Origin of the sequence: Mesorhizobium sp. M1B.F.Ca.ET.045.04.1.1 (genome assembly GCF_003952465.1) — a bacterium.
Taxonomy (GTDB): Bacteria; Pseudomonadota; Alphaproteobacteria; order Rhizobiales; family Rhizobiaceae; genus Mesorhizobium; species Mesorhizobium shonense.
This window is the reverse complement of record NZ_CP034448.1, coordinates 5756960-5781752: the sequence shown is the minus strand read 5'-3', so window position 1 is coordinate 5781752 and position 24793 is coordinate 5756960. Positions and strand designations below refer to the sequence as shown.

Here is a 24793-nt window from a genome sequence, read left to right as displayed (position 1 = left end):
CTGCTCACTCCGCTCCGAGGCTCAGCGCCTTCTTGCGGTCGGCCTCGGCGTGCTTGCGGTTGCCCTTGGCTTCCCATACTTTGCTTCGCGCCTCATATAGCCGGGCGAAGTTCGGATTGAGCTCGATGCCTTTGCTGAGGTCGGCAATGGCGCCGTCATAGTCCCCTCTGGTTTTCCGGATCACGCCTCGGCCATAGTAGCCGGACACGTTTTTGGGATCGAGACTGAGCGCCTTTTGGAAGTCGCTGTATGCGCCATCGCTGTCATGCCGGCTCATCCGCACTAAACCGCGATCCGCATAAATCTTCGCTTCGGTGGGGGCACGGCTGATGGCTTTGTCGTAATCGGCAAGAGCCTGCTCAAAGTTACGTTTCAAGGTAAGGCTCTGAGCACGGCAGTAATAGGCTGAGGCATTGTTCGGATCGAGGTCGATTGCCTGGTCGAATTCTGCGATGGCGCCGTCATAGTCGCCCTTTTCTTGCAGCGCGCGGCCCATGTTGAAGAACACCATCGCGCTTGCCTGCCTGAGGCCCTGGGACAGGGTGTCCCCGTCGAGCGTCCCCTTGGTAGGCTTGCCGGGCTTTTTCGAGCGAGATGCTTTTTCCTTCGCAGCCATTGCCAATTTTCGGCCTTGACGGGCCATGTCGGATTTGGGATCGAGCTCGAGCGCCCGGTCGAGATCGGCGATGGCGCGGTCGAAGTCGCCCATATAGTACCAGGCGCTGCCGCGCCCGAAATAAAACGGGGCATAGTCCGGCTTCATTTCGATCGCACGGTTGAAATCGGCGATGGCCTTTTCCGGCTCGCGTTTCTTCACCAGCGTTAGAGCGCGGCCGTGATAGGCTTGGATGTAGGATGGATCGATCTCAAGCGCTCGGTTGACGTCGACCAGGGCCCCGTCATAGTCGCCCTTTTGCAGGCGCGCCCTAGCGCGCGCCGAATACGTCGACGGTTCGTTTGGCGCGAGCGCCACGGCGCGGCTGTACTCAGTGATGGCGCGATCGTATTTGCGTTTCGCATAGAAGGCGTCGCCGCGTTCCAACACTGCCATGACAGCCTGCAGATCCGCGCTGGCCGCAGCGTCGGCTTCATCGCTTTGTCCCTTCGCCGCCACCGCCGCTTTGCGGCTGACGGCATAATTGGAATTGCGAGGGTCGAGCTTGAGCGCCATGTCGAAATCGGCAATGGCGCCGCCGTAGTCCTTCCTTTCGGCTCGCGCCATACCGCGCCCATAGTAGCTGGCGGCGTCTTTCGGATCGATTTCGATCGCTGCCGAATAGGCCGCGATCGAAAGCCCGGTATCGCCCTTGGCGTGCCAGGCCATGCCCTTGCAGAAGAACGCGTCTCGCGCCTTTGGGTCGAGCGCGGCGGCCTGACCGCAATCGGCTAGGGCGCCCTCGACATCGCCCGACATGGCCCTGGCCAAGCCCCTAAAGATCCTTGCCGATACCAGATTTGGGAGGAACTCGATGACTCGGTCGTAATCGGCGACGGCGCGGCCATAGTCATGTTTGGCGTCCCACGCCTTGCCTCGGCCGAAATAGGCGAGCGGGCTACGAGGATCGAGCGCGATGGCTTTGCCATAAGCGCCGATGGCTTCGTCGTATTTGCCGGCGTCCGACAGGCCGTCGCCCTTTTGCACCGCGACCAGAACCTGCGGATCTGTCGCCTGGATCAACTCCGACATCTTTGAGACGGACAGCTTGCCGGTTGATTCGGCTTTGCCTTGGCCGATTTGCTTGGCCAGGGTTTCAACGGCTGCCGCAGCGGAAGGTCGCGACTGTTGGATGACTGGCGGCGGAGCCGGTCTGCCTTCGTCGCCGGCGACCTGCTCGTCGCAGGTCCCCATCCGATTCAGGTCGAGTTCGATGGCGCGCCGGCAATCGGCTGCAGCGCCGGCCTGATCGCCCTTGAGCATCCTGGCGCGGCTGCGGCCGAAATAGGCGTCGGCATTGTCGGGATCGAGGCTGATCGCCCTGTCGAAATCGAGCAGCGCGCCGTCCACGCCATATTTCGATAGCCGCATCTGGGCGCGCTCGAGCAGAGTTCTGGCGGCCGCCGGATCCCTTGTCGTGGCGGTTGCCGGCTGGGTTGCTTCGGCCGGCGCGGTTTCGCGGCAGGAGCCGGCCCGCTTCGGGTCGAGCTCGACAGCGCGCTGGCAGTCGGCGGCGGCGCCGACGGTGTCCCCGTTGCGTGACCGAATTAGCGAACGGCCGAACCAGAGCCTAGCATCGTTCCCATCGAGTTCGATCGCCTTGTCGAAATCGGCAAGCGCGCGATCGTTGTTGCCTTTGCTCGCCCAGGCGACGGCTCGGGCGTAATAGCCGTCGATGATCCCGGCGTCGAGCTCGATCGCCCTGTTGGCGTCGGCGATCGCGCGCGCCCAGTCCTCCTTGCCGATCCAGGCGGCGCTGCGGTTGGCATAGGCATCGGCGCTCTCGGGATCGGCGCTTAACGCCGCGTCATAGTCGGTTATGGCGCTGTCGAACTCGCCCCTGGCGGCGCGGGCAATGCCGCGATTGACCAAGGCAATCAGGTCCGTCGGGTCGAGACGGATTGCCTCGCCATATTCGGCGATCGATTTTTCCCGCTCGCCTTTCTTGGCCCAGGCCGCGCCGAGGCCGGTATGACCCCTGTTGCTTCGCGGCTCGGCCTCGATCGCCTGCTGGAAATCGAGGATGGCCGCGTCGACCTTGCCTCTGCGTAAAAACGCCCAGCCGCGGCTGGCATAGGCGTCGCCGGCTGACGGCTCCAGGCTGATGGCGATGTTGAAATCCGCGATCGCGCGCTCGTCGTCGCCCTTGTTGTACCAGTCGGAGCCACGGTTGAAATATACAGAAGCCCGCTTGGGGTCGAGCGCGATCGCCTCGCTGTAATCGGCGATCGCGCCGTCCAAGTCCTCCAGGTCGTCCCGAGCGACGCCCCGGTAGAAATAGGCCGAGACGCGCAGGCGCGACGCCTCCGTATCGTCCTCGGCAATCACCGTGCAGGCAGCGATGCGCTGCTCGGCAGCACCTTTGTCGACGCCGGCTTCCTTTTTGTATGTCGGGCCACTCAGGCCGCCCAAGCCTTGGTCGTCACTCGGACCTTTGTCGTCGCCGAAGCAAAGGGCATAGTCCCTGACGGCGGCGAGCGTCGGACTGGCCAGCCCGCCAAGCATCGCCATCCCCGCCAGCGCCAGCAGCGGCCCGCGCGAAAGCCAAGCGACGAATGCGCGCGCAAAGGCGCCGGTGCGGCGTGACATGACGGATCCTCCCCCCGGAGTTGCCGCGGTGGCGGCTGCAGTCGCCTATATAGTTCTGTTTTTGTTCCAGAATGCAAGCAGAAATTGCAACGGCAGTCGAAAACAGCTGATCTCCGCTTTGCGGGCCGATTGCGGGGGAGATTGGCTGAGTGGCCGCTCGCGCCAACCGTCGGCCCACTCTCACATATCGATCATCGACCGCTTCACCCGCCCGATGATGGTGATCGCGCCCTCCAACTCCGGCGGCGGGATGTCGAGATAGGACGCCGGCTGGAAGGGCGGGGTGTCGTTGGGACGGTAGCGCTTGTAGGTGGCGCGTCCGGTCTCGTCGGCGATCACGTAGCAGCCATTGGTCACCAGCCGCTTGTCGCGCAGATTGACGAAGATGATCGAATCCGGCGGCGAGATCTTGTTCATCGACGGCCCGTCGACGCGCAGCGCAATCCACTCGCCCTCCTCGAGGTCGGCGGTGGGGATCGTCGGATAGTCGGAGAGATTGACCACGCCCTCCTGGCTGCCGAGCTCGCCGGCGCTGATCCATGACACGATCGGCACGTCGACAGTGACGGGCGAGGGGGCAAGGTGGACCGGCGCGGCCTCGGCGCCATCGGTCCCCAAACCACCATTGAACAAGAGCCAGCCCGGGTCGACGCCGAACAGCCGGCCGTATTTCTCCGCCGCCTTGCGCGACAGCGGCCGGTTGCCGTTCTCATGGCTGATCAGCGTGTTCTTGTTGATGTCGCGCAGCGCCCGCGCCGCATCGCTGGGCGAGGCATAGCCCGCCTGGGCGCGCGCCTGCTGCAATCTGTGCCGAGAATCCATCATCGTACAAAATGCCTGAAAATTATCGTCCAAAGTGTACGATTTCGCTTGCGCGCCTTTCGTACATAACGTACGCTTAGCGCATGAATGAGCGTCCCGCAAGCATTTCCGCATTGTCCGTGATTCCGGTGCAGCCCATGAGCGTCTCGGGGCCGCCCACGAATATTTCGGAGCTTATCGACCGCTGGCAGAGCATCGGCGCCTTCGCCGCCGATGTCGGCTGCGGCTATGAAGCGGCCCGCCAGATGCGCCGTCGCGGGCGCATCGCGCCGCACCACTGGCCGCATGTGGTGGCCGCGAGCCGCAGGCGCGGCATTGCCGGCGTCAGCTACGAATGGCTGGCCGGCCACAGCGCCTCGCTGGGGGAGGCGGCATGAACGCGCTTCCCCCATCTTTCGAATTCAGATCGCCTTTCGAATTCCAATCGTCCGGGCCGTCCTCCTCCCCGGTCCGGACGCATTCCGGGGCGCTCGCCCCGGATCCGGCTGAACCGCCCGCACCCCGGTTCACCGGAACGGCCGGAGCCGCTCCTCCCTCGGCTCCGGCCCCCAATTCGGGCGCCTCTTGCATCCGCACCGAGGATGGTACCGTAATCCTGTTCGACCGCGCGTCGGGCCGGGCGGTGTCGGGGCTGACGCGCGCCGCCGCCGAGGCGGCACTTCTTCGACTGCTTGGCGCGGCGCCAGAGCAATTCCAGGAAAAGTGCGAAGCGGATTTCCGTCCGGAATCGCGTCAAAACAACGAGATGGAGCGTTCGCCGTTTCCGTAAAACGGCGAACGCTCCATCCGCCGCCTGACCCAACCCTTCCGCTGAACCTGACACGCGGCCTCGCGGCCGAACCCTGGCGCTTGGCTCGGGCCCAACTCTTCGCAAGCCCAAGCCCTTTGCAATCGATGGAATGACACATGGCAGCCGCCTACACCGAAAAGGAAATCGACGAGATCGCCGCCTGGCTGAAGGAGGGGCTGTCCGCCTCACGCATCGCCGGACGCTTCAGCGCGCTGCGCGGCAGCCCGGTCTCCCGCAACGCCATCATCGGCATCGTCCACCGCAACGCAGGCCTGCGAGCCATCGGCTTCGCCAATCCCAAGGGCGGCCGCGCCGGCGGCCGTCCAAGGAAGAATGCGCGGCTACAGGCGCAGGGCAGGGCCGGTCGGCGGGGCAGGCCGGCTGGAGGTATCACGCTCTCCGAGGCGACGGCGCTTTCCAGGCATGTCGAGTTGGTCGAGGTCGCCAGCGCCGGAACTGCTGATCTCCCCCCTTGCGGGGGAGATGCCCGGGAGGGCAGAGGGGGGTGCTGTCCCGCCGACCTCTCAGTGTATGGGGTCTCCGCGAATGCAGACCGCGCCGTCACGTCTCGCGCGCCCAAGCCCAAAAAACCCAGGCCGCGAAAGCCCGCGCGCACGCTTCCGCCCGCCTGGCTCGCCGGCGAGCGTGAAAAATCCGAAGCCCAGCTCTACAAGCTCCCCGCGCCGCCGCCCCCAGTGGCGCTCGGCCGCCAGCCGCATGTCGCGGCGATGCGTTTCCTCGATTGCCTGTTCGGCCGCTGCCGCGCCCCGATCGACCTCACGCTGCGCGAGGATGCAGATGATGCCCCGCTCGGCGCGAGGCCCGGCGCGGACATGCTCTGCTGCGGTCTGCGCATCACAGGCACGCGCTCCTACTGCGCGCATCACCACGCGCGGTTTCATGGCCATCGCGTGAGGGGGATGTGAGGGGAGCGCCGCTAATCTCCCTCCTTGAGGGGAGATGTCGCCGAAGGCGACAGAGGGGGGCGCTGTCCCGCCAGCCTTTCCAATTACCGCCCACACAAGGAACCCCCATGCCCCGCAAATCCGCCAAGAAACCCCAGCCGCCGAAGCTCCCCAAAGGCGAGTCCGAGCAGGTGCGCATCCGCCGCGAGATCGGCCATGATTTCGCGCTGAAGGCCGACGCCTACGGCCGCCAGCGCCTCACGCCCGGCACGGCCGAGGCGCGCCGCGTCTACGAGGTCTCGAACGGCGGCTTCACCTCCACCGGCGGCATCGTGCGCCTGCGCAATGTCGATCCGCTCACCGGCATCACCTCGCTCACACGCCAGCAGCGCGAGGCCGGCCAGCGTTTTCGCGATGACTTCGAGCGCGCCGCCCGCGAGGGCCTGCAGCCGCAATCCTGGAGCGAGCGCGTCGACGGCGGCCGCATCGGCGGCGGCATCCCCGACCGCGTGCTTAGCGCCGGCCGGGCGCATGCCCACGCCGCCGCAGCGCTCGCCCATTGGGAGGTGGCGGAAGTGGTGCGAAAAATCTGCCTCGAGGGCCAGTCGGTGAAGGCAATCGCCGAACGCACCGGCGACGGGCGCGATGTGGTGGTCAAGCTGCTGAAGGTGGGGCTGGATCTGCTGGCGGTGCATTATGGGATGATGGGGAGGCGGGCGGGGTGGGGGCCTTGAACAAGCTGCCAGGCTAGCCTAGACCTGTTGACTAATCTTCTCAGACATTTCTTTGCCATGCCGCAGTTTTGGTGGGTCAATCATAATCAGACAGGCCGCCAGGAGATCGAGGGCCAGTATCTCTGGTCTCCGAAAACTGAAAGTAACGGCGCTCGCAGCGAATTTTATAACAATATGCGCCGGGCCTCGCCCGGCGATTTCGTCTTGTCCTTTTTCGATCAAGCTATTCGATACGTTGGTCGAGTTACCGAATTTGCGTTCACCGCGCCTAAGCCAGCAGAATTCAAGGAAGCTGGATCCTACTGGAACAAAGAAGGCTGGCTTCTCCCTGTGTTCTGGACACAGCTTGATCCGCCCGTACGCCCAAAAGCATTGATCGATGTACTGGGGCCGCTGCTTCCCACCAAGTACTCACCAATTAGCTCGACATCGGGAGCGGGCAATCAAAAGGCGTATCTCGCAAACGTCTCGCCGGCAGTATTTCAAACAATCGTCGCCGATGCAGTTTTCGACAGAACTGCTCTGGAGCGCGGTGGTGCCAATAGCCTGACTTTTGAAATCGTCAATGAACAGCTCGAAGACGCTGTCGAGCGGCAGATCAAAGATGATCGTAGCCTTGATGATACGGTCAGGAAGAGTGTCATTCTGGCCCGTCGCGGACAGGGCAGGTTCCGAGCGAACGTTGAGATAGTGGAGCGGTCGTGCCGCCTTACAGGCGTGACGAACCCGTCACTGCTGATCGCAAGCCATATCAAGCCGTGGCGTCTGTGCAATTCCGCGCAAGAACGGCTCGACGGCATGAATGGGTTGCTTCTAACGCCGGACGCCGACCATCTGTTCGATCGCGGCTTCATCAGCTTCAACGATGGCGGTGAAGTTCTGGTCTCGCCTCGCGTTGACCGAACGGACTTGCAGCGGCTCGGGTTTGATCAACTCGCAATGCAGCGGTTCGGCTTCGCTGAAGCGCCGGCCACCTGGCATGTTGGGGCATTCACAGCGCAACAGCAAAACTATCTCGCCCATCATCGGACCGAAGTGTTCGTTTCCGGTTAGGCCTTCTTATCCTCCGGCCCCTCCCACCCAAACACACTCCGCCCGCCCAGCAAATGCGACTGGTCCATCTCTCCAGCCACGATCTCCTTCAGGCTCGGCCCCGTCACATAGCGCTCCATCCGCCGTGACTCCCCGTCCAGCCGCTTGAGCGCCTGCAGTTCCTCGTCCCGCCCGAGTCTCGCCTTGCTCACCGCCGATTTCAGCACCGAGATCGTCTCGTCATAGACCTTGAGCGGCACGGGGAAGGGGTGGCGGTCCTTGCCGCCGTGGGCGAGCGAGAAGCGCGCCGGGTCGGAGAAACGGTAGGGCGCGCCGTGCACCACTTCCGAGACCATGGCCAAGGCGCGCACCGTGCGCGGGCCGACGCCGGGCACCAGGAGCAATTCAGGGAAATCCTTGGGGCCGCTTTCGATCGCGGCGGAAATGTTGCCGTGCAGGCGGCGCATGACGATGTCGCTCTCGCGCACGTCGTGATGCGCGGGCATGATGAGGTTGGGTAAGAGCGGCTGCGCGGCGGGTTCGGGCTCAGGCTGCGGCTCCAGCACGGCAAGCTCGGTCAGGATCTTCTCAGGGCTCATCGTCTTGAGCACCTCGATCTGACTTCCACGCGCTCTCTCCGCGCGATGGTCGGTGAGGTTGACGATCTCGCCTTGGCGCTCGCCCTCGATCGCCGCATGCGGCTGGTCGACGAAACTCGTCAGCCCCTCCGACAGCCAGTGATAGCGGCGTGCCTGGCGGGCGTCGCCGTTCATGCCTTGCTGCACCACCACCCAGCGCCCGTCGTCGGTGACGATGAAGCCGTGGAGGTAGAGGTCGTAGCCGTCCTGCACGGCGGCGCTGTCGACTTTGGCGACGAGGCGGCTGGCGGTTGCAAGGGCATCGCCGTCGAGGCCGACGCGGTCGCCGATGGCGATGAGCTCGCCCGGCGTCTTGCGCGAATGCGCGCCGCGCCCGCCGCAGACATGGATGCCGAGCTCACCGGACATCGGGTTCAGCCCGCGCTTCAGCGCGCCGATGACGGAAGTGGTGATGCCGGAGGAATGCCAATCCATGCCCATCACTGCGCCAAAAGACTGGAACCAGAAGGGATGCGCCAGGCGCCGCAAAAGCTCGTCGCGGCCGTAATGGTGGATGATGGCTTCGCACAGCACCGCGCCGAGCTTGGTCATGCGCTCGCCCAGCCATTTCGGAACCCGCCCGCCATGCAGCGGCAGGTCCGCGCTGCCGCTTCGCTGCGTCACGTGGTGTTCTCCGTGGATGCCGGCGACTTAGATGGCATTTTGGGAGGGATTTGCAAGGCGTTGAAGCTGCCGATCTCCCCCCAAGTGGGGGAGATGCCCGGCAGGGCAGAGGGGGGCGCGAAGGATCGCGGCCTCTCGGTCTCGGCCGTACGACGGATACCAACCTGAAAAGAATTGCTGCGGCCAAAGGCTGAAACGCTGGCGGGACAGCACCCTTCTGTCCTACCGGCCATCTCCCACAAAGGGGAGATCAGCCAGCCCTCATCAATATCCGCACACCCACACGCGTTCAACCACGCGGTGGTGATGACGCCAATGCCTCACCCATTCCCGGTGACAGCGGCGATGATGGTGCCGGTAGTAACGGTGCGGATAGCGCATCAGATATCGGGGGCCGCCGTAGTAGCGCGGGCCGTAATAGCGGGGGCCGTAATAGCGCGGGCCGTAATAGCGAGGGCCATAGTCGTAAAACGGGCCGCCGTAGAACGGGCCACCGTAGAATGGGCTGAAGCCGCCGAACGGACCGAAGCCGAAAGGGCCGCCGCCAAGACCGAAAAACTGTGCATCCGCAGGCGCGACCGTAGCTGCCGCGGAGGCGATGGCGATCACCGAAGCAAGTAACAGTTTTCTCATGGCAACCTCCTCCTGAAGGTTCACTATGACAACGCTTGACATGCCGGAAAGCTGCCCGGACGCTTGGCGATTGCGCGAAAATCAGCGGGATTGAAGCTGCCGCGCCGGTTGCCGACCGTCAGTCCCTGCATGCATGGCGGCCCGGCTCAGTACCTGCAGACGCGGATTGCCTCGTAAACCCGGTGGTGATGCCGCCAGTGCCTCACATATTCGACATGGCAACGCCTGTGGTGCCGGAAGTAGTAGTGGTGCCGGTAGTAGTGTGGCCTGTAGCTGTAATATTCGCCGTAATACGGGCGGTACATGTAGCGATCGCCGTAATAGTCACCGTAGTAGGGCCCGTAGTCGTTGTCGTAGTCATTGTAATAGCCGTCGCCGATGCCGATCCCGAACTCGAGGCGGCCGGCATTGGCCGGGCCAACCGTGGCGGCAGCCGACGCAATGGCTATTACGGAGGCGAACAGGAGCTTTTTCATGGCTACCTCCTCCTGAGGTTGATCACCCCATAAACGCGCCGGATGCAGCCTATGTTCCCAATCGCTAATATTCGCCCGCCCATCGCTGGGAATGGGCGGGCGGCCGTTCCCCTCGCGGGGAAGATCAGCCAGTCGCGGGCACTAGTCGGTCAGCGCTCGCAGATGCGGATTCTTTCGATGACGCGGTGGTGATGGCGCCAGTGCTTCACGATCCTGATCCGGCAATTATCGCTATAATACCGGTTATGATAGCGAACCACATAACGCTCACGATAGGGAGTGTAGTAGTCGTCATCGTAGACGTGTCGGTAATAGCGGTGAGGATAATACCCGCCATAGTAGTCGTCTCCATAGTACGGGTCGTAAGACGGGCCGACGCCGATACCGAACTGGACGCTGCCGGCACTGGCCGGCGCGATCGCAAACGCCGAGGCGATGGCGATCATCGAAGCAAACAGAAGCCGTTTCATCGCTGCCTCCTTGAGGTTCGATAGATGCCCCTTCAGGGAGTAAACGGTTTCGGGACGGCCGGTGTTCCCGGGAAAACGTGGCGCGACATCCTGGGCGGAGCGGGAGCCGGCGCTGAAGCTGCCGATCTCGCCCACAAGGATCCACAAAGGGGAGATTGGCAATCGCCATCCCGTCGTGCCGTGTCGCGTTATCGCGCGCGGAGCCCGGGAGCCATCGGCTATGCCACGTCCAACCAACCCAAATCCAACCGCAGGAGCCACTCATGACCAAACCCACCATGCTCAAATTCGGCGCCGTCGAGCATGCAGAGGCCGGCGACCTGCCGGGCTGGGTCGTCGTCGAGGGCAGGCCGACCATGCAGACCGCCGTCCAGCACACCACCGAGGACGGCAAGGTGATGTCCGGCACCTGGCGCGCTTCGCCCGGCACCTATCATGCCACCTACACCGACTATGAATTCGTGCACATGATCGCCGGCCGCATCGTCATCACGCCGGATGGCGGCGAGCCGGTCGAGGTCGGCCCCGGCGACGCCTTCGTTGTCGAGGCGGATTTCAAGGGCACCTGGCAGATCCTCGAGCCGGTGACCAAGCATTTTGTCGTTGTGGTGGGGTGAAAGGCTGATCTCCCCCCTTGAGGGGGAGATGTCGCCGAAGGCGACAGAGGGGGGCGCCGAGCGTCAAGCGCCAGCGCCCTACGATGAGGGAGAGCGTTGGCGTTCTACGTGAGCCCTCTGGCCTGCCGGCCATCTCCCCCGCAAGGGGGGAGATCACGCGCTCTGCCGCCCCGCCCTACCTCCCCACCTTCGAGATCACCCTCTTTTCCACCTCCGGCTCCAGCGATTCCGCAAACGGCGTCGCCAGATGGTGCTGGTCGCGGAAGGCGAGCTTGCCGTCGATGAAGACGTGGCAGGTGGTGGCGTTGCAGAAGCGGTCGGTGAGGTCGACGTAAGAGGCGTTGGGCACGCTGGTGACGATCTCGCGCTCGACCGCCGCCATCTTGTCGTTGGCGGCATCGGCTCGGGTCTGGTCGCAGAGCGAAGGCGCCTTGTCGCGCCACAGCGCGCGCGACACGCAGGTGTCGATGTTCTCGTCGTTGAACGGCACGTCGCGGATGAAGGCGATCTTCAGCCCGGCTTTGCTCAAGCTCACCAGCGTCGAGCGCAGGCCAGCCCGCCATGTGGCGTCCGGCGTGTCCGGCTGGCCCTTGCCGGCCGCCATCTTGCGCGAAGAGGTCAGCGCCAACTCCGAGATCACCACCAGCGAAGGCTTCGCGGCGATGATCTCCTTGATCGCCTGCTCGCGCCATTGGTCGCATTCGCGGTAGTCGCGGTTGAGCTTCGTGACGAAGTAGGAGAAGCGTGAGGGTCGGCACGAGCTCTTCAGCCAGGTTTCGACGCGGTAGCCGTTCTTCTTTCCCGCCTCGATCAGCGGCGTCGACCAGTGGTCGGCATGGGAATCGCCGAACAGTGCGATCATGCGCCGGCCATCGCCGAACACGCATGGCTTCGGCGTCACCGTGTCGTAGCCCTCGACGCAGGCCTTGGCGCGCGCGGTGGCGGGCTCGGCCGCACTTGCCGCGATCTCGCGCTGCTCGGGGTTCTGATGGCGCACGGCAAGCGCCGCATTGCCGTAGGCGGCTGCGACGCCGGTGCCGGTCAGGAGGAGGGCCGGCACCAGCGCCCGCGCCGCATTGGCCATAAGCCAGCCGTTGCGGCGGATCGGATTCTCGATGAAATGGTAGCTCAGCGCGGAGAGCGCCAACGTTAGCCCGAGGCAGGCGAGGCGTTGGACGAGCGTCAGCTCCTCCACCAGCATGCCCGCATAGACGATGACCGGCCAATGCCAGAGATAGAGCGAATAGGAAAGTTTTCCGACCCACTGCAAGGGCGGCAGCGCGAGGAAGGCGCTGAGGCCGCTCCTCGCGCCGGCCGCGCCCGCCAGCAAAAGAAGGACAGTGCCGGCTACCGGCACCAGCGCCAGGAAACCGGGGAAGGGAGCCTCCTCGCTGAAGGTGAGGTATGCGAAAGCGATCAGCGCCAGCCCGGCCAGGCTGAACGCCAGGGCAAGCCGCGGGCGCTTCTGGAGCAGCCATGCCGGCGCCATCGAGGCCAGTCCGCCGGCGGCGAACTCCCAGGCGCGTAGCGGCGAGAAGTAGAAAGCCCAAGGCTGTGACACCGTTGTCAGCCACGCGCAGACCGCGAAGGAGACGAGGCCGGAAATGCCGATCGCGAGCACGATTGTCCGCTTGCCGGGTTTCAGCCAGGCGGCCAGCATCAACAGCGCCGGCCAGGCGAGATAAAACTGCTCCTCCACCGACAGCGACCAGTAATGGATGAAGGGGTTGTTGGCGGCGTCGTTGGCGAAATAGTCGAACGACCAGCGGATCAGCCACAGATTGATGATATAGGCCGAGGCCCACATCGCGCCTTTGGAATAGAGCGCCTGCTCCTCCGGCGACAGGATGACGGCGCCGGCGGCGAGCGTCGCGGCGATGACGAAGAGTGCCGCCGGCAGCAGTCGGCGCGCCCGCCGGGCATAGAAGCGCAGAAGGTCGAGCCGGCCGGTCGCGGAAATCTCGGTGGTGAGATGACGGGTGATCAGATAGCCGGAGATGACGAAGAAGATGTCGACGCCGGCAAAACCGCCGGGCAGCGCGGTGAGGCCGAAATGGAAGGCGACCACGCCTGCCACGGCAAGCGCTCGCAACCCCTCAATGTCTGGCCGGAAGTCCGGCGATGGTGCTGACACGAAGACGGACCTCGCAACGGTCGTTCGTATCCCGCCTTGGGGTCAAGACTTGCGCCTACGGGTTCATACCGCAATGCAACAAATCTAACGCAGTGCAACATAAGCGGAGGGTGCGAAGGCGAAAACGAGGGGCGGCGCGGCGTCGAAGCTGCCGATCTCCCTCTTTATGGCATGACATAGGGAGCACGAAGGAAAGCAGCCTGTTACCTCGTTTTCCTCAGGCGCAACAGAGAGCGAACCGACGCCTCTGCCTGATTGCCAGCTTGCCTGAGTTTCCGTGCTCGCCGGATTATACCTATTTTGCGGCGGCAGCGCGTTTGAGCAACGGCTTCCCCCACTCCGTCGCTGCTTCGCAGCGCCACCTCTCCCCCCTCCGGAGGGAGAGGAAGGGCGCCAGCTGGAATGACCTAGCACCCTTCCTCTACCCCGTCGATCGGGGGAGAGGTGTCGAGCGAAGCTCGACGGAGTGGGGGTCGCCATTTCCTAGGTGTGCGCGCGTCGCTCGTTGCTCCGCCGGAGGATTGACGAAGAAGTCGGCGTCGCGCGCCCGCAATCACGCCTTCTTCAAAAACTCTGTCTTCAGCACCAGGCCCTTCACCTGCTTGGTGTTGCATTCGATCTCGCCGGGATTGCCGTTGAGGCGGATGTTCTTCACCAGCGTCCCGCGCTTGATCGTCTCGGACGTGCCCTTGACCTTGAGGTCCTTGATCAGGGTCACGGAGTCGCCGTCATTGAGCGGGGTGCCGTTGCTGTCTCTTACGATCGCGTCTGTCATGGCAGGTCTTTCATCGGTTGGATGGCGGTGCGCCCGCCTATCGCGCCGACGATAACTTGGTCAAGCCATTCGCTCCTTGATCATCACCTCGGCCTCGATCTCGACCGGGAGATCGAACGGCAGGGCGGCGACGCCGATGGCCGTGCGGGCGTGGCGGCCGATCTCCGGCCCGAAGATTTCGAGGATGAGGTCGGAAAAGCCGTTCATCACCGCCGGCGTCTGGGTAAAGCCCGGCGCCGAATTGACCATGCCGTGCACGCGGCACCAGCCGGTGATCCGGTCGAGGCTGCCGAGCTCGCGCTTCAGGCTGGAGAGCATCGACAGCCCGACCTTGCGGGCCGAGGCCCGCGCCTCTTCCGGCGACACGCTCTCGCCGACGGCGCCGAACGGGCCGGCGAGCGAGCCGTCCGCCTCCTGCGGCCCGTGGCCGGAGACATAGGCGCGGTCGCCGCGCACGTTCACCCAGGGAAAGGGCAGCACCATGCCCGGCGGCAGCTTCAGCGGCGGCAAGACGATGCAGAGCGCGGCCAGCTTTTCGTCGGCACCCATGGCATGGCCTCCCTCGGAGCCTCGTCGCACAGCGCCATTGCAGCGTCCTGGCCGCGACCATGCCGAGCTTTCCGGTTTCGCCGTCCTTTCGTCAAGACCGCAAGAATTGGCCGAATTGGCATGGCCCGCGCGGACCGCAGCTTTGCGATCCGCGCGGGCGGGCGCCTGCCCCCGCGGCGGCGCCAAGCCCCCAACCCTCACGCTGGCCGGGTGGCTGTTTGGTTCGGCCTTTTTGCCCGGCCGATCGTTTTTCCTCGCCGATCGACCGGCGACCGCCACGCGGTCGTCCGGCAAAGCCTCCCTTTTTGTTTACGCAATTCCGGACGAAGAACCGCTGAGCATTTTCCCGGATCGTTTCTAGAATTGCAGGTCTAGCGCCGGCGGATAGGCCTGGCCCGGTTCGGCGGCCTTCGCCGTCGGGCCGGTCGAAGGCATGATGCCGCCGGTGGCTGTTTCATCGAGCGGCGGCCGGTTTTTCTCGATGCTGGTCTTCGTCTCGGTCACAAGGATTTTCGTTTTGGCTTCAGCGGCTTGCGATAGCGCAAGCACCAGGCCAAGCGCGAACAGAACGACTTTCATGACAGCTCCCCTGCACCCACCCCGCGGCGAACCTAGCGCCGGCCGTCTCGCTGCAAAGGTCGCGCACGCGGAAGGCCGTGGAATTCTCTGGAATTCTTGGAATATTAGACGGTGGAAAATCGGCGTGGCCGGGAATGGAGACTGAATGCAGGCGTGCTAAAGCAGATAGTTGGACAGCTCAACGATTCCTGCCGAACGCCGGATTGCTCCGACGGCACAAAGCACTGAGGGACTTGTGGCATGGCGCAGCATATCGCGCAAAAACTAAGGCTGACGTCTGCCCTGCTGGGGACGGTCACCCGCAAGGATCTGGCGGCGGCGTTCCGCGCCGTCAACCCGAAGACGGCGTTCGATCTCGGCCGCGCCGACAAATGGCTGCAGGGCCGCGCCCGGCCGCGCCAGATGAGCGTCTATGACGACTGGGCAAGGCTGCTCGAGTTGGAGCAGGCCGGCGCCTGGATCGCCGAGAGCGACCTGACAAGCTTCACCGCCGCGATCGCGGCCCGCCACGGCATCGACAGCGCCGAGCTGGAGCGCCGCGCCGGCATGCAGTTCGAGGCCTCCGCGCATGACGAGCGCGGCCTCGGCTCCGGGCTTGCCGGGATCTATGCCTGCTATTCGCGCGCCTGGTCGCCCTATTATCGCGGCCAGCTCATCAAGGGCCGCCTGGCGATCGAGGCCGGACCCGGCGTGCATGGGCTGACGGCCACCTACCGCGAGACGTTGCCGACCGGCCAGCTACAGCTCGGCGGTCCGGTCAACCCGGCAAAGCGCGGCCTCTACGTGCATCTGAATGAGGTCGGCGGCGACGCCCAGTTCTTCCTCTGCCTGTTCCCGCATACGCAGCCGGTCAGTGTGCTCGGCGGCTATATGTGCGGCGCCGCCATCATCGGGCCCGAGGCGCAGCCGTCGATCACGAGGATCCTTCTGGTGCGCCTGCGCGATGCAGGATTGGGCGCCGAAGCATGGGGCGGGTATCTGCCGGCCGGCGGCTCGATCACCGCCGACCTGGCGGACCTCGGTATCGCCGTGGAGCATCCGGAAACGGTCGACCGGCAGCTCGAGCAATTCCTCGGCGCCGACAGCGGCGGCGGCGCCAACCAGATCCCGCCGGCCGATTTCCGCGCCGTCCTCGACGTGTTCGACCGCCACTGGCTGCAGCACGCGGGCTAGGCCTTTTGAGATAAGGGCCCTCAAGCTACGAGCTTACGCCCTGGCTTCGCGCCAGAACATGACGGCGAGGAGCAGGAACGGCGACGATGGGCGGGCCGGGCGAGTCTTGACAGGGCGGCCGCATCGCGTTCACCTGCGCCGATCGTTGACCCGCGCAGGAACGGACGATGAAGAAGACCTATGAGAAGCCCAGGCTGCAAAAGCGCGACAGGCTTTCGGCCGCGACAGCTGCCGCGCCGTCATCCGGCTTCTCGTTCTGAGGCCGCTGGGCCGAGGGAATCTTTGCTGATCCTCGTCAGGGAAGGGTGGGCAGCCGCGCGGATGACGAAGGAAAGGGTGTGCGCTCCATCTCATCGATGTGGCGGAGGCGCGTCCAGCCGGCCAGGAGCGGGCGGTACACTGCGCAGGTGCCCGCCCGTCCGGCGCCGCCGCCAAGCTGCTGAAACCCCGTCCGTCCCCAACAGCAACGGTCATGGCGTGACCAGTCACTGCGGAGTGCCATCGGCCGGACCTGCTGTCAACGCCCCTGCGCGAGGCGCTTTTTTCGCGTTGTGCAGGGCCGAAATCGTTCTGCCGCTATCGCGCCATTGCGGTTGGCGGAAGCCCGAAAATGGCGGATTTCCGGGCTTTTCGGCCATCTCGCGAGCCGGCGCGGGCCTGTATGCCTATCCGCTTGAATAAGCTCGTTTTTCGCCGGCTGAGGCGTTTTTGGGTCCGGTTCTCAACCTGACTTTTTTTGGGTGCATTTCCGCAGCGCAACATCGAGGGCGGCCGAGATGCCAAAACCGCCAATCTCCACCTGTGGGTGAGATCGGGCGTCGCGGCAGCTTTCGCCAATTCCCGAGGTAGTGCCGCCACTCTCTGTGAACTGCTTCATGATGCGGTCGCTGCGGCGTGCTACGATATGACAGCTAGCGGGGAGGCGGCGATGGGCGATCGGTTGCTCGAAGTGCTTGCCAGGCGCAAGTCCTGGCTGGACAGGGTGGCGCTGGGGCTGCTCATCTTTCTCGCAACGCTGATCGCCGGTCTCATGGGCGGCGCCAGCGCGCAGGAGCTGGAGAAGGTGCGCGTCACCGCTTTCAACGCCTATCCGCTGTCGCCGATCTTCAAATGCGCCAACCCGAATTTCGTCGGCTGCCTGGCGCAGATCCACGGGCCGGACCGAGAAGCAGGCCGGGTACCTCACCGGCGTGCGCGAGTTTCGACGACGGCCACTACTGGCTGAACTATGAGATCACGATGCGCAAGAACAAGCCAGTGACGACAGCGCCGTGAAGGTGGCAGCGAAACGGGCGGAGAGGGGGCCTTCGTAGCGCGTTCCCTCTCTCCGCCTCGGCTTTGCCGGGTCGCCTCTCCTCACCCTGGGACGTGGAGGAATTCCGGTAGCCCGCCAACGCCTCAGTTCACGCCGCCGAGCTGCTTCGTCGGCTGTTTCTGCCCCCCGCACACTTCCCGCACCACCCCGCGCAGCCAGCGATGGGCGGGGTCGGCGTCGAGGCGGGGGTGCCATAGCAGCGAGATGGTGAGCGGGGCGAGCTTCATCGGCAGCGCGAAAGAGAACAGGCTCTCGCGCAGCTTGCCCGTGTAGCGCTCAGGCACGGTGGCGATGAGGTCGGAGCCGCGGGTGAGCGCCAGCGCTTCCGAAAAACCGCCGACCACGGTCGCGATCGTCCGTGTCAGCCCGGCGAGCTCCAGCGCGTCGTCCACCGGCCCGCGGTCGAGGCCGCGGCGCGAAATCAGTATGTGCCGACCGGCGGCGAAACGGGTGGCCGTGATCTTGCCCTCGCACAAGGGATGGCCCATGCGGACCACGCCGACGAAACGGTCGCGGAACAGCGCCTGCGCCCGCACCTCCGGCCCGGTCGAACCGCCGACCACGCCGGTCTCGAGGTCGACGCTGCCCTCGCGCATCGGCGCGCTGTCCTTGTCGGGCTTCGGCACGAAGCGCAACTGCACGCCGGGCGCCTCCTCGGCGACGCGCGCAAGCACGGCAGGGCCGAAATTCTCGACGAAACCGTCGCTGTTGCGCAGCGTGAAACAGCGCGCGAGGCGTTTCAGGTCGAGCCGCTCGGCGGGCCTCAGCACGGCTTCCGCTTCCTTCACCAGCCGGCCGACGTCCATGCTGAGCTCGATGGCGCGCGGCGTCGGCACCAGGCCGCGCCCGGCGCGCACCAGCAGCGGATCGCCGGTTGCCTCGCGTAGGCGCGCCAAGGCACGGCTCATCGCCGAGGGGCTGAGCTTCAGCCGCCGCGCGGCCCTTGCCACGCTGCCTTCGGCGAGCAGCACATCGAGCGTGACGAGCAGGTTGAGATCGGGGCGCGACATGGCGCGACCATAGCACGGTTCCGGCAAGATGACATGGCGCTTCATGCACGAATACAATGCAAATGCTGCGCGTTCCGCCATGTCACTAGCACGCTTATCTTCCCGGCAAATCTTACACCAGCCGGAGAAGAACCATGGCCGACATTGCAGATCCGCGCGCCGTACAAGCAAGCCGCTCGGCAACCGGCGCGCTGGCCAGCCTGTCGCTTGCGATGCTCTTGTCCTCGCTCAGCACCAGCATCGCCAATGTCGCGCTGCCGACGCTGAGCACCGCCTTCGCAGCGTCCTTCCCGGCGGTGCAGTGGGTGGTGCTCGCCTATCTGCTTGCCATCACCTCGATGATCGTCAGCGTCGGTCGGCTGGGCGATCTCGTCGGCCGCCGGCTGCTGCTCACCGCCGGCCTGGTGCTGTTCAGCGTCGCCTCGCTGGCGGCCGCGCTCGCGCCGACCCTGCCGCTGCTGATCGCGGCACGCGCCGCGCAAGGCCTGGGCGCCGCGGTGATGATGGCGCTGACCATTGCCTTCGTCGGCGAGACGGTGCCGAGAGAGCGCACCGGCAGCGCCATGGGCCTGCTCGGCACCATGTCGGCGATCGGCACAGCGCTCGGGCCGTCGCTCGGCGGCGTGCTCATCGCCGCTCTCGGCTGGCGCTCGATCTTCCTCGTCAATGCTGCGCTTGGTGTCGCGGCCATGCTCGCCGCCCGGCGCTTCCTGCCTGCGGGCGAGGCGAGGGGAGATCGCAGCGCGATGAGGGGACGCTTCGACGTGCCAGGCACGATCCTGCTGGCGCTGACGCTCGCCGCCTACGCGCTGGCGATGACGACGGGGCGCGGCCATTTCGGCGGCATGAACGCCGCGCTGCTTGGCATGGCCGCTCTCGGCGCCGGTCTGTTCCTCTACGCCGAGGGCAAGGTGACCTCGCCGCTGGTCAAGCTCGCGTTGTTCCGCGACCCGGTGCTGGCGCCGAACCTCGCCGCGAATGTGCTGGTCTCCACCGTGATAATGGCGACGCTTGTCGTCGGGCCCTTCTTCCTGTCGCGCGCGCTCGGCTTGAGCGAAGCGCTGGTCGGTGCCGTCCTGTCGATCGGTCCGGTCGTCTCGGCGCTGTGCGGCGTCGTCGCCGGCCGCGTCGTCGACCGGTTGGGTGCATCCTCGATGGTTGTCGCCGGATTGGCGATGATGGTCGTCGGCTGCGCTGCGCTCTCTCTGCTGCCGACGCTGTTCGGCGTCGCCGGCTATGCGGCGGCGATCATCCTGCTGACGCCCGGCTACCAGCTCTTCCAGGCGGCGAACAACACCGCAGTCATGGCCGATGTCGACAGCAGCGAGCGCGGCGTGGTGTCGGGCATGCTCGGCCTCTCGCGCAATCTCGGCCTCATCACCGGCACGGCGGTGATGGGCGCGGTGTTTGCGTTCGCGGTGGGGGCGGGGAATATCACAGGCGCCGCGCCGGAGGCGGTGGCGGGCGGGATGCGCGTTACATTTGCGGTGGCGGCGGGGTTGGTGGTGACAGCGATGATGATTGCGGTGGTTGGCGCGCGTAATCTCCCCCTCAAGGGGGAGACTAGTGCCCTCGCCAATGTAACCTACCCCACATTCCCCACGCCCATCTTGCCGTATCGGCTTTCGTAAATTAGCCGATTTTGATATTGCGATGCGGTCCTCTCTCGCCGCGTCGAGGAGATGCCAGATGGCAGTGGAAGGGTGCCTGGCCGCATGATCGATAGTCCGCAAGCCGGGCTGCTGGATTTATGCGTGCTCGGTGATTTCCAGGTGGCCCGTGGTGGCGAACTCATCGACCTGCCGCCGTCGCGCAAGACGAGAGCCTTGCTCGCTTATCTCGCGGTAACCGGCAAGGCGCACCAGCGCGAGCGGCTTTGCGAGATCTTCTGGGACATTCCCGACGATCCGCGCGGCGCTTTGCGCTGGAGCTTGTCCAAGATCCGCCAGGTGCTGGGCGACGACGAATCCGCTTTGGTAGCCGATCGCAACACGGTCTCGCTCAAGGTCGGAACGGACTATGCCCGGCTACTGCCGCTGGTGAGGGGCGACCTTTCCTCTTGGTCGACGGAAGAACTGGAGGCCGTCGCCGGTTCGATCCGCGGCGATTTCCTCGCCGACCTCTCGCTCGAGCGCTGCTTCGAATACCAGGCCTGGCGCGCGGGCGTCGCCAGCGAGGTCGAGATCGTCGAGCTCGGCATATTGCGCGAGCTGGTGGAGCGCCTGGCCGGCGAGCCGAAGCGGGCGCTGCCCTTTGCCCGGCGCCTGCGCCGCCTGCTGCCGGAGGATGTCGGCCTGGCGGAAGAGATCGAGGCGCTGGAGGAGAAGGTAAGGCTTGCCGCCGCCCAGCCCACGACACGCTCTGCGCCACCCGGCGCGACCCGCGTGGCGAAGGCGCAATCGCCTCCGCCCGCAAAGAGCCCGACGGCTACGCAGGACCCTGGCCGCGCCATCCACTTCTGCCGGGCTCTCGACGGCACGAGGCTTGCTTTCGCCAAGACCGGCAGCGGCCCGGCCATCCTTCGCGCCGCGCACTGGATGTCGCATCTGACCTTCGACTGGGATAGCCCGATCTGGCGGCACTGGATGTCGGAACTGTCGCGCGAGAACCAACTGGTGCGCTACGACGAGCGCTGCAACGGACTATCGCAGCGCCATGTGGTCGACGTCTCGTTCGACACCATGGTGTCGGACCTCGAATGCGTGGTCGAGGCGGCAGGGCTCGATCGCTTCACGCTTCTCGGCCTCTCGCAGAGCTGCGCGGTTTCGATCGCCTATGCCATTCGCCATCCCGAGAAGATCTCGGGCATGATCCTCTATGGCGGCTATGTCAAAGGCTGGCGGGCGCGCGGCGACGCCGGCGAGATCGCGACTCGCGAGGCCGTGGCGACGCTGATGCGCGAGAGCTGGGGCAAGTCGAATCCGATGTTCCGCCAGGCCTTCTGCTCGATGTTCATCCCCGGCGCCACGCACGAACATTTCGCCTGGATGGACGATCTGATGCTGCGCACCGTGTCGCCGGACGACGCCTGGCGCCTGCAAAGCGCCTTCTCCGTGATCGACGTCAGCGATCTGCTTGAAAAGGTGCGGGTGCCGACCCTGGTGCTGCATGCGCGGGAAGACAACGTGGCCCCGGTCGAGTCCGGGCGCACCATGGCGGCGGGCATTCCCGGCGCGCGCTTCTTCGAGCTCGAAAGCGAAAACCACATCCTGCTCGAAGGCGAGCCGGCCTTCGACGAGTTCATCGCCCATGTCAGGGCCTTCGTCGCCGAGACGGCGGGGTCGTAGGGCCTGCAGGCGGGTTGTCCGGCTGCCGATCATGAAACCATGTCGTTGAGAGTGCGTTCACTTATTGCGTTTATTTCGGATATTGCGGATAATGGGCGCAAATCTCCCTATACGACGCCAATCAGGGACATGGACCAATGACCAAGCTGCTCGGACGACCGGTCGTGCCATCGGTGGACGATGCCGAACTCGCCGCTCAAGCCAGCCGGGTGCTTTCACGCACCAAGCGCGACGGTGCCGAATTGAAGGTTCAGGTGGGCAAGGAAACCTTGCGCCTGCCGAAGAGCGTTGGCGATCTGCTTTACCGTCTCCTGACCGAAATGGGCCAGGGAAATGCGGTGACGGTGATCCCGATCCATGCCGAGCTTACGACACAGGAGGCGGCGGACTTCCTCAACGTATCGCGCCCCTATCTCATCCGACTGCTGGAGGATGGCAGGTTGCCTTTCAACATGGTCGGAACGCATCGGCGCGTGAAGTTTTCCGATTTGACGGCATACCGAAACAGCGAGGAGGAAGAGCGCAAAAAGCTCATGGAAGAACTGGCCGCCCAAGCCCAGGAACTGGGGATGGGCTATTAAGACCTCTTCCTACACCGCCGTCCTGGACGCTTGCGTTCTTTATCCAGCCCCGCTGCGGGATCTTCTCGTCGAGCTTGCCGCGGGAGGTGGCCTCTATCGGGCCAAATGGACAGAACAGATCCATGACGAGTGGATACGCAATCTCTTACAGAACCGTCCGGATCTCAAGCCGGAGCAGATTTACAGAACACGCGACCTGATGAATCGCGCCGTCCTGGATTGTCTGGTTGACGGCTATCAGGACTTGCTGCCGAGTCTGGCGCTTCCCGACGAAAATGACCGCCATGTTCTGGCTGCGGCCATCGTCTCGGCGTTCGATGCGATCGTCACCTTCAATTTCAGGGATTTTCCCAAGCCCGTTCTCGATAAATACCAGTTGGACCTGATCCACCCCGACGATTTCATTTTCCAGCAGTTCGGCATCGACAATGCTGCCGTATTGGTCTCGGTTCAAAGATGTCGCGCACGTCTGAGGAACCCTCCCAGGAGTGCCGCCGAGTACCTCGACACGCTGGAGAGGCAGGGCCTGCCCAAAACGGTTGGCCATCTGCGCGCTTATGCTGGAGTGATCTAGGCATGCCTGCTTGCTGCCGTCATCGCTTCTGGCCTTCAGCCCTGGGGGCCGAGCGAATTCAGCCTTTCGCCAGCGGCACGGTGAACACCGTCGCGGTGCCGGTCAGGCAAATCTCGCCCGCTTCGTTGCGCACCGATGTCTCCAGCTTGGTGATCGGCTTGTCGGCGCGCACCTCCTTGACCTCGACGCGACCGGTTATCAATTCGCCGACGCCGACCGCCTTGACGAATTTCCATGAGACTTCGAGGAATACCGAACCCGGGCCGGGAATGTCCTCCGCCACCACCGCGTTCAGGATGCCGGAGGTGACTCCGCCCTGCACGATCAGCTTGCCGAACACCGAAGCTTCGGCGAGCCGCTTGTCGTAGTGCAGCGGGTTGCGGTCGCCGGTCATGTCCGCGAACGCGTCGATATCCTGCGGTTGGGTGCGCCGCGAACGCTCGGCGACGGCGCCCACCTGCGGCCGTCCCTTGATGACGCCGATCCACCCGTCCTTCATCAGATGCACAGTCATGGTCTTGCTCCCATTCGGTTGCGATAATGGTTCGAGGCGCCGGGATTCGAGACGCCGACTGGGGCCTGCGGCTCGTCCTGGTTGGCCGGCGCCCGGTAGGTCGGCTGCCCCATGGTGGGCGAGGCATGGCGGTCCGGCATCGGCTGTCCGGCGAGCGTCTGCACCTCGGCCTTCATGACGGCGCTGAAGCTGCGATGCCGCTCGCCGATATCGGCCAGCGTCCAGTCGAAACCGGCAATGGCATCCGTGGTGTCGAGGACCTGGTTGGCGAAGAGGTCGCGCTCCTGCTGCCAGGCAGCGAAGGCCGCTGCCGAGCCGTCGAGGACTGCGCGCGCCAGGCTCGCCGCATCGCGCAGCGCATCGGAAATACCGTGCGAGGTGATCGGGTCGCGGAAGAAACCGGCATCGCCGACCAGCGCCCAACCCGGGCCATAGGCCTGGCGGATGTATCCCGGCACGCCGCGGAACGCTTGCAGGCGGGCGTCCTTCGGCGCGCGGCTCGCCCATTCGGCCAGCGCCGGCGAAAGCGCTTCCAGCACCTCCATGCGGGCGCGGCCATGGCCGAGGCGAAAGCGCTGGTCGAACAGTTTTGTCGGCACCGAAGCGACGATGCAGGCAAGCCCGTCATTGGTGGGAATGAGGGAGCCGGCGATGCCATCGCGAAAATACCAATGGTAGCCGGCGCCGGGATCGACGGGCGCGTAGCCATAGACATGAGCGGCCGAGACCGTACCGCTTCTGAGCAGCTGCGCGTCGCAGCATTTCGCCACCAGCGAGCCGATGCCGTCGGCGCCGACCACGATGTCGGCACTCACCCGCAGGGCGGCGCGGCCGGCACCACGGATCTCTACGCCGCGCACGCGCCCGCGCGTGTCGGCAAAGAGGTCGCCGACCGCCATGTCGTGCAGGAACTCGGCGCCGGCCTTGCGCGCGGCGTCGACGAGGGCACGGTCGAGCACGGTGCGCCGTGGCGCGATCAGGCCGGGAAGATCCGGTCCGGCGTTGAGTGGAATGGTGATCCCCTCGTCGCCATAGTGGAAGGTCGTCGCCTCGACGATTGGCGTGCCGGCCTTGAGCAGCGCCTCGAACAGGCCCCAGCGCGACAGCTGCAGCACGGCGGGCCGCATCAGCGCGTGCGTCGACAGCGTGTCGGAGCCATAGGGCCTGCGGTCGATCGAAAGCACCTTCAGGCCGGCGCGGGCGAGCAGCAGGGCTGTGGATGCACCGGCGCAGCGCGCGCCGACGATGACGGCGTCGTAATGGGCGCGCTTCGGCGTGGGCGGAAGGGAACGGAGCAGGGTTGTCGGCATCGTCATT

General features: G+C 65.1%; 25 protein-coding genes. 12 read left to right on the top strand and 13 right to left on the bottom strand.

Features of this window, described 5'->3' with window-relative positions; translation table 11 throughout:
* Positions 1–4: 4 nt before the first annotated feature.
* Positions 5–3244 (bottom strand): tetratricopeptide repeat protein, encoded by a 3240-nt coding sequence (locus EJ071_RS28645; protein ID WP_245460003.1) that lies wholly within the window; start codon positions 3242–3244, stop codon positions 5–7.
* A 180-nt stretch (positions 3245–3424) separates the two neighbouring features.
* Entirely contained in the window at positions 3425–4069 is a 645-nt protein-coding gene (locus EJ071_RS28640; protein ID WP_126100855.1) for a S24 family peptidase, read from the bottom strand.
* A gap of 134 nt (positions 4070–4203) precedes the next feature.
* Between EJ071_RS28640 and EJ071_RS28635 the strand changes: the two genes are divergently transcribed.
* From EJ071_RS28635 to EJ071_RS28615, 5 genes are all read left to right on the top strand, one after another.
* On the top strand, positions 4204–4443 hold the full coding sequence (locus EJ071_RS28635; RefSeq protein ID WP_126100854.1) for a hypothetical protein: 240 nt from the start codon (positions 4204–4206) through the stop codon (positions 4441–4443).
* On the top strand, positions 4440–4835 hold the full coding sequence (locus tag EJ071_RS28630; RefSeq protein ID WP_126100853.1) for a hypothetical protein: 396 nt from the start codon (positions 4440–4442) through the stop codon (positions 4833–4835). Before EJ071_RS28635 ends, EJ071_RS28630 begins: the two co-directional genes overlap by 4 nt.
* A 137-nt stretch (positions 4836–4972) precedes the next feature.
* Positions 4973–5782, top strand: coding sequence for a GcrA cell cycle regulator (locus EJ071_RS28625; protein ID WP_126100852.1), 810 nt, complete (start codon positions 4973–4975; stop codon positions 5780–5782).
* 107 nt (positions 5783–5889) lie between these two features.
* Complete coding sequence (locus EJ071_RS28620) at positions 5890–6495, top strand: DUF6456 domain-containing protein (protein ID WP_126100851.1); 606 nt, start codon at positions 5890–5892, stop codon at positions 6493–6495.
* Between the two features lie 27 nt (positions 6496–6522).
* Entirely contained in the window at positions 6523–7548 is a 1026-nt protein-coding gene (locus tag EJ071_RS28615) for an HNH endonuclease (protein ID WP_210211883.1), read from the top strand.
* Here the strand turns inward: EJ071_RS28615 and EJ071_RS28610 are convergent.
* The 4 genes from EJ071_RS28610 to EJ071_RS28595 all read right to left on the bottom strand — a co-directional run bounded on the left by EJ071_RS28610 (position 7545) and on the right by EJ071_RS28595 (position 10368).
* Positions 7545–8789, bottom strand: coding sequence for a DUF763 domain-containing protein (locus tag EJ071_RS28610; RefSeq protein ID WP_126100850.1), 1245 nt, complete (start codon positions 8787–8789; stop codon positions 7545–7547). The two genes, EJ071_RS28615 and EJ071_RS28610, sit on opposite strands and share 4 nt — an antisense overlap.
* Positions 8790–9053: 264 nt before the next feature.
* On the bottom strand, positions 9054–9422 hold the full coding sequence (locus EJ071_RS28605; protein ID WP_126100849.1) for a hypothetical protein: 369 nt from the start codon (positions 9420–9422) through the stop codon (positions 9054–9056).
* Between the two features lie 146 nt (positions 9423–9568).
* The gene (locus EJ071_RS28600; protein ID WP_126100848.1) at positions 9569–9898 is read right to left on the bottom strand and encodes a hypothetical protein; all 330 of its coding nucleotides are present in this window, start codon (positions 9896–9898) and stop codon (positions 9569–9571) included.
* Between the two features lie 149 nt (positions 9899–10047).
* Positions 10048–10368, bottom strand: a complete 321-nt coding sequence (locus EJ071_RS28595) for a hypothetical protein (protein ID WP_126100847.1) — start codon at positions 10366–10368, stop codon at positions 10048–10050.
* A 263-nt stretch (positions 10369–10631) separates the two neighbouring features.
* Between EJ071_RS28595 and EJ071_RS28590 the strand changes: the two genes are divergently transcribed.
* Positions 10632–10985 carry a cupin domain-containing protein gene (locus EJ071_RS28590; protein ID WP_126100846.1) on the top strand — a complete coding sequence of 118 codons (354 nt, stop codon included), beginning with the start codon at positions 10632–10634 and terminating at the stop codon, positions 10983–10985.
* Positions 10986–11160: 175 nt separating this feature from the next.
* Here EJ071_RS28590 and EJ071_RS28585 read toward each other — a convergent pair whose 3' ends face one another.
* The 4 genes from EJ071_RS28585 to EJ071_RS28570 all read right to left on the bottom strand — a co-directional run bounded on the left by EJ071_RS28585 (position 11161) and on the right by EJ071_RS28570 (position 15022).
* Positions 11161–13119: an acyltransferase family protein gene (locus tag EJ071_RS28585; RefSeq protein ID WP_126100845.1), complete on the bottom strand. Its 1959-nt coding sequence runs from the start codon at positions 13117–13119 to the stop codon at positions 11161–11163.
* Between the two features lie 553 nt (positions 13120–13672).
* Positions 13673–13894 carry an alkylphosphonate utilization protein gene (locus tag EJ071_RS28580; RefSeq protein WP_126100844.1) on the bottom strand — a complete coding sequence of 74 codons (222 nt, stop codon included), beginning with the start codon at positions 13892–13894 and terminating at the stop codon, positions 13673–13675.
* 60 nt (positions 13895–13954) lie between these two features.
* Positions 13955–14443, bottom strand: coding sequence for a RidA family protein (locus EJ071_RS28575; protein ID WP_126100843.1), 489 nt, complete (start codon positions 14441–14443; stop codon positions 13955–13957).
* Between the two features lie 357 nt (positions 14444–14800).
* A complete protein-coding gene (locus EJ071_RS28570; protein WP_126100842.1) occupies positions 14801–15022 on the bottom strand; it encodes a hypothetical protein in 222 nt (73 codons plus the stop codon).
* A gap of 240 nt (positions 15023–15262) precedes the next feature.
* Here EJ071_RS28570 and EJ071_RS28565 point away from each other — a divergent pair, with 240 nt between their 5' ends.
* On the top strand, positions 15263–16195 hold the full coding sequence (locus EJ071_RS28565) for a hypothetical protein (RefSeq protein WP_126100841.1): 933 nt from the start codon (positions 15263–15265) through the stop codon (positions 16193–16195).
* 928 nt (positions 16196–17123) lie between these two features.
* On the top strand, positions 17124–17420 hold the full coding sequence (locus EJ071_RS28560; protein ID WP_126100840.1) for a hypothetical protein: 297 nt from the start codon (positions 17124–17126) through the stop codon (positions 17418–17420).
* A gap of 173 nt (positions 17421–17593) precedes the next feature.
* Here the strand turns inward: EJ071_RS28560 and EJ071_RS28555 are convergent, their stop codons facing one another.
* Positions 17594–18520, bottom strand: coding sequence for a LysR family transcriptional regulator (locus EJ071_RS28555; RefSeq protein ID WP_126102758.1), 927 nt, complete (start codon positions 18518–18520; stop codon positions 17594–17596).
* Between the two features lie 134 nt (positions 18521–18654).
* Between EJ071_RS28555 and EJ071_RS28550 the strand changes: the two genes are divergently transcribed.
* The 4 genes from EJ071_RS28550 to EJ071_RS28535 all read left to right on the top strand — a co-directional run bounded on the left by EJ071_RS28550 (position 18655) and on the right by EJ071_RS28535 (position 22962).
* Positions 18655–20151: an MFS transporter gene (locus EJ071_RS28550; RefSeq protein ID WP_126100839.1), complete on the top strand. Its 1497-nt coding sequence runs from the start codon at positions 18655–18657 to the stop codon at positions 20149–20151.
* 84 nt (positions 20152–20235) lie between these two features.
* Positions 20236–21807 carry an alpha/beta fold hydrolase gene (locus EJ071_RS39660; protein WP_245460002.1) on the top strand — a complete coding sequence of 524 codons (1572 nt, stop codon included), beginning with the start codon at positions 20236–20238 and terminating at the stop codon, positions 21805–21807.
* A gap of 137 nt (positions 21808–21944) precedes the next feature.
* Complete coding sequence (locus tag EJ071_RS28540; protein ID WP_126100838.1) at positions 21945–22388, top strand: helix-turn-helix domain-containing protein; 444 nt, start codon at positions 21945–21947, stop codon at positions 22386–22388.
* Complete coding sequence (locus EJ071_RS28535; protein ID WP_126100837.1) at positions 22384–22962, top strand: PIN domain-containing protein; 579 nt, start codon at positions 22384–22386, stop codon at positions 22960–22962. The genes EJ071_RS28540 and EJ071_RS28535 overlap by 5 nt, the downstream gene beginning before the upstream one ends.
* Positions 22963–23020: 58 nt before the next feature.
* Here the strand turns inward: EJ071_RS28535 and EJ071_RS28530 are convergent, their stop codons facing one another.
* A complete protein-coding gene (locus tag EJ071_RS28530; RefSeq protein ID WP_126100836.1) occupies positions 23021–23476 on the bottom strand; it encodes a MaoC family dehydratase in 456 nt (151 codons plus the stop codon).
* Positions 23473–24786 carry an NAD(P)/FAD-dependent oxidoreductase gene (locus EJ071_RS28525; RefSeq protein WP_189521245.1) on the bottom strand — a complete coding sequence of 438 codons (1314 nt, stop codon included), beginning with the start codon at positions 24784–24786 and terminating at the stop codon, positions 23473–23475. The genes EJ071_RS28530 and EJ071_RS28525 overlap by 4 nt, the downstream gene beginning before the upstream one ends.
* Between the last annotated feature and the right edge of the window lie 7 nt (positions 24787–24793).

Bases quoted from the DNA above. Each gene is read 5' to 3' on its own strand.
- EJ071_RS28645 (WP_245460003.1), bottom strand. From the start codon at position 3,244: ATGTCACGCCGCACCGGCGCCTTTGCGCGCGCATTCGTCGCTTGGCTT.
- EJ071_RS28640 (WP_126100855.1), bottom strand. From the start codon at position 4,069: ATGATGGATTCTCGGCACAGATTGCAGCAGGCGCGCGCCCAGGCGGGC.
- EJ071_RS28635 (WP_126100854.1), top strand. From the start codon at position 4,204: ATGAGCGTCTCGGGGCCGCCCACGAATATTTCGGAGCTTATCGACCGC.
- EJ071_RS28630 (WP_126100853.1), top strand. From the start codon at position 4,440: ATGAACGCGCTTCCCCCATCTTTCGAATTCAGATCGCCTTTCGAATTC.
- EJ071_RS28625 (WP_126100852.1), top strand. From the start codon at position 4,973: ATGGCAGCCGCCTACACCGAAAAGGAAATCGACGAGATCGCCGCCTGG.
- EJ071_RS28620 (WP_126100851.1), top strand. From the start codon at position 5,890: ATGCCCCGCAAATCCGCCAAGAAACCCCAGCCGCCGAAGCTCCCCAAA.
- EJ071_RS28605 (WP_126100849.1), bottom strand. From the start codon at position 9,422: ATGAGAAAACTGTTACTTGCTTCGGTGATCGCCATCGCCTCCGCGGCA.
- EJ071_RS28600 (WP_126100848.1), bottom strand. From the start codon at position 9,898: ATGAAAAAGCTCCTGTTCGCCTCCGTAATAGCCATTGCGTCGGCTGCC.
- EJ071_RS28595 (WP_126100847.1), bottom strand. From the start codon at position 10,368: ATGAAACGGCTTCTGTTTGCTTCGATGATCGCCATCGCCTCGGCGTTT.
- EJ071_RS28590 (WP_126100846.1), top strand. From the start codon at position 10,632: ATGACCAAACCCACCATGCTCAAATTCGGCGCCGTCGAGCATGCAGAG.
- EJ071_RS28580 (WP_126100844.1), bottom strand. From the start codon at position 13,894: ATGACAGACGCGATCGTAAGAGACAGCAACGGCACCCCGCTCAATGAC.
- EJ071_RS28575 (WP_126100843.1), bottom strand. From the start codon at position 14,443: ATGGGTGCCGACGAAAAGCTGGCCGCGCTCTGCATCGTCTTGCCGCCG.
- EJ071_RS28570 (WP_126100842.1), bottom strand. From the start codon at position 15,022: ATGAAAGTCGTTCTGTTCGCGCTTGGCCTGGTGCTTGCGCTATCGCAA.
- EJ071_RS28565 (WP_126100841.1), top strand. From the start codon at position 15,263: ATGGCGCAGCATATCGCGCAAAAACTAAGGCTGACGTCTGCCCTGCTG.
- EJ071_RS28560 (WP_126100840.1), top strand. From the start codon at position 17,124: ATGGGCGATCGGTTGCTCGAAGTGCTTGCCAGGCGCAAGTCCTGGCTG.
- EJ071_RS28555 (WP_126102758.1), bottom strand. From the start codon at position 18,520: ATGTCGCGCCCCGATCTCAACCTGCTCGTCACGCTCGATGTGCTGCTC.
- EJ071_RS28550 (WP_126100839.1), top strand. From the start codon at position 18,655: ATGGCCGACATTGCAGATCCGCGCGCCGTACAAGCAAGCCGCTCGGCA.
- EJ071_RS39660 (WP_245460002.1), top strand. From the start codon at position 20,236: ATGATCGATAGTCCGCAAGCCGGGCTGCTGGATTTATGCGTGCTCGGT.
- EJ071_RS28540 (WP_126100838.1), top strand. From the start codon at position 21,945: ATGACCAAGCTGCTCGGACGACCGGTCGTGCCATCGGTGGACGATGCC.
- EJ071_RS28530 (WP_126100836.1), bottom strand. From the start codon at position 23,476: ATGACTGTGCATCTGATGAAGGACGGGTGGATCGGCGTCATCAAGGGA.
- EJ071_RS28525 (WP_189521245.1), bottom strand. From the start codon at position 24,786: ATGCCGACAACCCTGCTCCGTTCCCTTCCGCCCACGCCGAAGCGCGCC.